Source organism: Kandleria vitulina DSM 20405, assembly GCF_000702065.1.
In the GTDB taxonomy this organism is placed as follows: Bacteria; Bacillota_I; Bacilli_A; order Erysipelotrichales; family Coprobacillaceae; genus Kandleria; species Kandleria vitulina.
In genome coordinates this window covers 23,679-29,678 of sequence record NZ_JNKN01000025.1, presented here as the reverse complement: position 1 = coordinate 29,678, position 6,000 = coordinate 23,679, and the positions used below count along the sequence as shown (strand labels likewise).

At 33.6% G+C, this 6,000-nt stretch carries 4 protein-coding genes; 3 read left to right on the top strand and 1 reads right to left on the bottom strand.

Annotated features, from left to right (window positions below; all coding sequences use genetic code 11):
- Positions 1–312 precede the first annotated feature (312 nt).
- The 3 genes from T513_RS0106960 to T513_RS0106950 all read left to right on the top strand — a co-directional run bounded on the left by T513_RS0106960 (position 313) and on the right by T513_RS0106950 (position 4,846).
- Entirely contained in the window at positions 313–1,071 is a 759-nt protein-coding gene (locus tag T513_RS0106960) for an ABC transporter ATP-binding protein (protein WP_031589549.1), read from the top strand.
- Positions 1,061–3,088: an ABC transporter permease gene (locus T513_RS0106955; protein WP_031589548.1), complete on the top strand. Its 2,028-nt coding sequence runs from the start codon at positions 1,061–1,063 to the stop codon at positions 3,086–3,088. The genes T513_RS0106960 and T513_RS0106955 overlap by 11 nt, the downstream gene beginning before the upstream one ends.
- 303 nt (positions 3,089–3,391) lie before the next feature.
- Entirely contained in the window at positions 3,392–4,846 is a 1,455-nt protein-coding gene (locus T513_RS0106950) for a sucrose-6-phosphate hydrolase (protein ID WP_029069882.1), read from the top strand.
- Between the two features lie 26 nt (positions 4,847–4,872).
- Here the strand turns inward: T513_RS0106950 and T513_RS0106945 are convergent, their stop codons facing one another.
- On the bottom strand, positions 4,873–5,685 hold the full coding sequence (locus T513_RS0106945; RefSeq protein ID WP_031589547.1) for a MetQ/NlpA family ABC transporter substrate-binding protein: 813 nt from the start codon (positions 5,683–5,685) through the stop codon (positions 4,873–4,875).
- Positions 5,686–6,000: the final 315 nt, after the last annotated feature.

The following is a 6,000-nucleotide window of genomic DNA, read 5'->3' as shown; positions in this document are numbered from 1 at the left end:
GAATCTTGCCAAGGAGATTCAAAGCCTGAAAATACTGAGAGAACTTAAAATTTTGTTTAGAAAAAGATTCAATAGAATTAATTAAATGTGTTATACTTTCCATGATGAAACATCCTTTCGTGATATTTTTTGTTCGCGCTAAAAGTATAACACAGGTTGTTTCATCTTTTTTAGTTAAATACGAAAAAAGATGATTACTAAGATATACTCAGTAATCATTTTACTGTTTATATAGATAAAATTGAGGGTAGTGTATTAGTGCTATGTGGTATAGATTTTTGACACTACCTAGAGGAAAGAGAGGAAAGAAATATGAATATTTTAAGAATTGAGAATGTAGAAAAGTATTATGGCAATAAATCAAGCATGACAAAAGCTATTGATGATCTTTCATGTAATGTGGATCAGGGTGAATTTGTGGCTATTATGGGAGCCAGCGGTTCTGGTAAAACTACATTGCTTAACTGTATTTCTACTATTGATCGTGTAACAAGTGGACATATCTATGTGAAAGGTCTGGATATTACAACCCTTAAATCTAAACAGCTTTCTCATTTTAGAAGAGAAGAACTAGGATTTATCTTCCAGGATTTTAATCTTATTGATACATTGACAGCTTATGAAAACATCGCTTTAGCATTATCTATTCAAAGAAAAGAAAAGGATATGAAAGATAGAATCAGATCGTTGGCACGTGATCTTGATATTGAAGATGTCCTTAACAACTATCCTTATGAAATGAGTGGTGGACAAAAACAGCGTGTAGCTGCTGCAAGAGCATTGATTACTTCACCTTCCCTTATCTTGGCAGATGAACCAACGGGAGCGCTTGATTCAACATCTTCTCGTTTCCTTCTTGAAAAGATGCTGATGTTAAATAAGGATTATAAAGCAACAATCTTAATGGTTACTCATGATGCCTTTTCAGCATCATATGCAAATAGGGTTATCTTTATTAAAGATGGAAAGATTTTCCATGAAATCTATAAAGGAGAAGATGATCGTAAGACGTTCTTTAATAAAATCATTGATGTAGAAACAATGCTTGGTGGTGATTTAAATGATCTCTAAGCTAGCGTTTAGAAACATCAAGAAAAGTATCAAGGACTATGGTATCTACTTCTTTACAGTTACTCTTGGTATCGCATTATTTTATGTCTTTAATGCAGTAGAATCACAAAGTGCGATGATGTATATCACCAAATCAAATAAAGCAATCATTGAATTATTAGTACAGGTTATTTCAGGAGTCAGTCTTTTTGTTTCAGGTGTTTTGGGAGCACTGATTATCTATGCTAATCAGCTGTTGATAAAAAGAAGAAAAAAAGAATTTGGGATCTATCAGATCCTGGGAATGGGTAAAGGACAGGTTTCTTGTCTATTGTTCTTTGAAACATTGCTTGTCGGTTTAATTTCTCTTGGTGTAGGACTTCTTCTAGGCGCATTATTATCACAGCTTATGGGAATAGTACTTGTTAATTTATTTGAAGTTAATCTTACTAAATTTAAGTTTGTATTTTCTATAAGTGCAATGTGGAAATCAATCTTCTATTTTGGAATCATGTATGTTGTAGTTATGGTCTTCAATATGATTATCATGAGTAGAATGCGTATTATTGAAATGCTTAGAAAGAAAGAGAACACCAAGTTGCCAGTCAAGAATCCAATTATTGCCTTATTGGTCTTTGCGGCTGGTGTTGGTATCCTTGCTCGTGCTTATTACTATGTTGTTGATTTTAATCAGTTAGCAATACTTCTTAGAGGCGATATGGCAATGATTTTAATTCCAATTGGAATGGGTATTGTCTCTACTTTTATGATTTTTTATTCCTTAACAACAATTGCAGTACTGATTTTCAGTCATACAAAAAGCTATTACAAGAAACTGAATGCTTTTACTTTTAAACAGATTTCATCTCAGATCGGTACAATGGTTACAGCGATTTCTTCAATTTGTATTATGTTATTCTTGACAATATGTATTATTTCTACCGCCTTGACAATTAGAGAATCCCTCAATTCAGGATTTGCTGAAAGTAACCCTGTAGATATCTCTTATGGAATTGTACTAAATAAACCAACTAATGACATAGATAAAGTCTTAGCAGGTATTAAAGGCAAGAATTATGATTATACAAAAGAGTTTTCTCGTTATTGTGTTGTTAAGACATATGAATTTACAAAACAGGATTTCAATTTAAAGACTTTTGTTGGTAAACGATATCCTGAATTTAAGAATATGGTTGATACTTCAATGAAATATGGGGCTAAATGGCATGCAATCTCATTATCTGATTATAATAAGCTTGCTTCTTTATATCATATTAAGAAGTATCAGCTTAAAGATGATCAGTACATGATGATTCGTACAAACGACTTGCAAAAAGAATTGTTTGATGCAGGATTAAGTGAAGGATTCACTTTAAATATTGATGGTCATCGTTTAACTCCAAAGTACACTGAAACAAAATCAGTATCATTGATGAATGCTGATAATGAAGCCATGTTAACGATTCTTCCTGATTCCGCTTTAACTAAGCGCAAAGCTTATCAGATTACTCTTACAGGTGATTATAAAGAAAACAATAAGAAACATGCAGAAAGATTGTTTATGGCTGCCATTAGAAATGTAGTAAAGGATAAGGATTATTCTACGTATACATCTAAGCTCCAAAATAAGAATGATAATGTTGGCACAACTGTATTAGTTACATTTGTAGGATTATATTTAGGTATTATTTTCTTATTGGCATCGGCGGCGATCTTAGCCTTAAAATCACTGTCACACACGATTGATTCACAGGAAAGATATCAGATTCTAAAGAAGATTGGAACAGATCCTAAAGATATTTCTCGTTCATTATTTGTGCAGAATCTCTTCTTGTTTGTGACTCCATTATTATTGGCTATTATCCACTCAGTAGCAGGCATGAAATTTGTGACTATTCTTTTTGGAGCTACAAATTTCATTAATACGTCATCCTTGATTCGTGGAACTGGTATTATGGTATTGATCTATTCTGTCTTTTATGGAGGATACTTTATTATCACTCACATGATGAATATGAATATCATCAAAACTCGCTAATTATTTCATCATTTTGACATTGGAATGACACTACTTTGTTAAAATATATCTTGAGGATATCCTGAACATAAATTTCCTATGATTCTATAATAAATATATCTTTTCTTGTCAAGAGTTTGCTTGATTGTAGCTTCAGGATATCTCATCTCCATTGAATGTAAGTGTTTACAAATTTTGAAAAACTCGCCCTAAACCATTGAAAAACGCCTTTATAAAGGCGTTTTTTAATTTTTTGATTTTCAGTTGAGATATTGAGGTCAATTTTGTATTTATCTTATAATGAAACTATGAGAGGTGAATACAATGAAAGAATGGTCAAGAGAAGAGCGTTATCGTGTTCTTAAAAGCAAGGAAGAAATTGTAGATGTACATAAGCGCAATGCTGCATCAGTGTATCGACAGAGTTATCACATTCAGCCTGTTTCAGGCTTATCAAGTGATCCTAATGGTTTCATTTATCATAAGGGCATATGGCACTTGTTTTATCAGTGGACACCATGGGGGGCTGTTCACGGGTTAAAATACTGGTATCATGTGACATCTACTGATCTCGTGCATTGGAAAAATGAAGGTATTGGTCTTGCTCCTGATTGTGATTATGATAATAAAGGCTGTCATTCAGGTTCAGGATTTGCTTATGGTGATGACATGTATTTATTCTATACTGGTAATCATCGTGATGAAAATTGGGTACGTACACCTTATACATGTGTAGCACAATATACTCCAGAAGGATTAAAGAAAATGCCTAGCCCATTATTTGGTCCTCGTGATGATTATGCAGAACATCAGCGTGATCCTAAGGTCGTCTACGTTAAAGAAAAAGATATGTACTTTATTTTCATTGGAGCGATGAGTGAAGATAAACGTGGTACAACATTGATCTATAAGTCTTCTTCTCTATTAGAAGGATGGAGCTTTGCAGGTGAATTAAAAGTACCAGGCTATGAATACTTTGGGGGTATGTGGGAATGTCCATGTATCGCTAATATCGATGGCAAGGATGTATTTGTTTTCTCTCCTCAATATACAACTTTAGAAGGAAGAGGGAACAGTACTAATCATAATGTCTATCTTGTCGGAAAGATGGATTATGATACATTAACATTTACACCAGAAACAGATTATCGCTATCTTGATTACGGCTTTGATTTCTATGCAGCACAGATGGCTGCTAATGTAAATGATGATAAAAAAGCAATCATGATTACATGGATTGGTCTTCCTGATAACCATTATCCAACTGAAGAAGAAGACTATGAAGGCAGCATGACAATTGCGAGAGAGCTTCGACTTAAAGGAAATCGTATTGTACAATCACCAGTGAAAGCTATTGAACAATTGCGAGAGGAATGTGATGAAGAAGAAGGTAAGTTAAGCAAGGCGATGGAAATGCTTGTAGACTTTAATGAGGGAGATGCTTCTCTTCATCTGTTTACAAAAGAAAATGGTGAAGGTGGCTTTACAATTGACTATAATGCCAATACAAAGACAATAACTGTGGATAAATCTCATATGGATAAAAGATTCAATGAGCATGTCTTTGAAACATTGGATGTTCCACTAGATGAAGATTTAAAGAATATGCGTATTTTTATTGATTCAAGTTCTGTGGAAATCTTTATTAATGATGGTCTCTATACATTTACAGCACACGTCTATCCAACTGAAAAGGAATGTGGATATACGCATAGTGACAATGTTTCAGTGAGTCGTTATAAATTGAAAGCATCTGTCAAAGATGATTTTGTGGTATAAAAAAATCGGATTTTATAATCCGATTTTTATTTACCGTTATAAGCGATAACTGAACCTTTGAAACGAGTCTTTAACCAGTTCTTTAATGAATCGCTCTTTAATGCTTTTACAAGTGCTTTGATCTTAGCTTTCTTTTCATTGCCTTTCTTAACAGCGATGATGTTAGCGTAGACAGAAGCAGCAGTTGAAGAAGAATCTTCATACGCAAGAGCATCTGTAGCAGCGTTGTAGCCTGCATCTAGAGCATAGTTACCATTCAATACAACGAATGCAACTTCTTTATTGATACGAGAAATCTGAGCAGCTTCTAATTCTTTAAATGAAATATTGTGAGGGTTAGAAGTAATATCCTTGATTGTAGCGTTGATGCCAGCATCTTTCTTTAAGGTAATTAAGCCCTGATCAGCAAGTAATAATAAAGCTCTTGCTTCATTAGTAGTATCGTTTGGAATAGCGATGACATCACCTTTAGAGATTTGTTTTAAATCTTTCTTAGTACCTGCATAGATTCCAAATGGCTCATAATGAATCTTTCCAGCAGATACTAGGTGTGTCTTATGTTCTTTATTGAATGAATCTAAATAAGGGGTATGCTGGAAATAGTTAGCATCAAAGTCTCCGTCTTCTACAACGTTGTTTGGCTGAACGTAATCTGTATATTCAGTAACTTTTAGGGTATATCCTTCTTTTTTTAGATCGTCTTTAATGTGATTTAATATAATGGCATGTGGTGTAGTAGAAGCGGCAACAGTGATAGTCTTATCGTCAGATGATGACGCACATCCTGTAGCTCCTAATAGTAATGCACCTGTAAGTGCAAGTGTTAATAATTTATTCATAGTTTCTTTCCTCCTAAATGTTTAATAATAAATAAAGCTGCACATCTCATCCTTAGTATTCATATCCATCCCCCTTATAAAAAAAGACAGGTACCTATTACCTGTCTTTTATCTTCTTGAAGCATCAAACGAGAAAAAAGTTAACCACGCGGTAGGTAAAATAGAGCATATTAAATTTTGTTTACAGTTACACATGGAATAATATTTCATCATAGCTCTTGTCATCGTGGTTCACCTCTTTCCTATATGTTCGATGGGTATATATTATGACACCTGTCTTTATTTGTCAATTCTATAACGCAATAGTTATTATAG

Coding starts and splice junctions, on each gene's coding strand:
- T513_RS0106960 (WP_031589549.1), top strand. CDS start 313: ATGAATATTTTAAGAATTGAGAATGTAGAAAAGTATTATGGCAATAAA.
- T513_RS0106955 (WP_031589548.1), top strand. CDS start 1,061: ATGATCTCTAAGCTAGCGTTTAGAAACATCAAGAAAAGTATCAAGGAC.
- T513_RS0106950 (WP_029069882.1), top strand. CDS start 3,392: ATGAAAGAATGGTCAAGAGAAGAGCGTTATCGTGTTCTTAAAAGCAAG.
- T513_RS0106945 (WP_031589547.1), bottom strand. CDS start 5,685: ATGAATAAATTATTAACACTTGCACTTACAGGTGCATTACTATTAGGA.